The following is a 492-nucleotide window of genomic DNA, read 5'->3' on the forward strand; positions in this document are numbered from 1 at the left end:
AGCTCGAAGAGCATCGCCGAAACATCGGCATGTAATGTTCACCCGGTCAGCGCCGCTGGCCGGGCTTCCCTGAATACTGAATGAGACAGAGACATCATGAAAAAAGCTGAAAACCAACACGTCGTCACCCTGGTAAAAACCATCAAACGCGGCGAGACCGAAATTAAAGAGGTGACCCTCCTGAAACCGACCGCCGGAACCCTGCGCGGTGTCGGGCTGGCGGCGGTGGCGAACTCGGACGTCGATGCGCTGATTAAGGTGCTGCCACGCATGACCCTGCCGTCGCTGACCGAGCAGGAGGTTGCCGCGCTGGAGCTGCCAGACCTGCTGAGTTTCGCTGGTGAGGTGGTCGGTTTTTTGTCACCGAATTCGGCGGCGTAACTTTCCCGAAAAATTTCTCTGTTGATGACCTGATGGCCGACGTCGCAGTGATTTTTCACTGGGGGCCATCAGAGCTGTATCCCCTGAGTATTCCCGAGCTCATCACATGGC

General features: G+C 56.9%; 2 protein-coding genes. Both read left to right on the forward strand.

Going from position 1 to position 492, the window contains the following annotated elements; translation table 11 throughout:
- Window positions 1–96 precede the first annotated feature (96 nt).
- Complete coding sequence (locus ACG0Z5_RS23930; RefSeq protein ID WP_319787121.1) at window positions 97–381, forward strand: phage tail assembly protein; 285 nt, start codon at window positions 97–99, stop codon at window positions 379–381.
- Window positions 382–413: 32 nt separating this feature from the next.
- Window positions 414–492: GpE family phage tail protein (locus ACG0Z5_RS23935; RefSeq protein WP_394451676.1), on the forward strand; the 79-nt coding region annotated here is incomplete at its 3' end.

The organism is Scandinavium sp. M-37 (assembly GCF_043558715.1).
GTDB classification, from domain to species: domain Bacteria; phylum Pseudomonadota; class Gammaproteobacteria; order Enterobacterales; family Enterobacteriaceae; genus Scandinavium; species Scandinavium vulneris_A.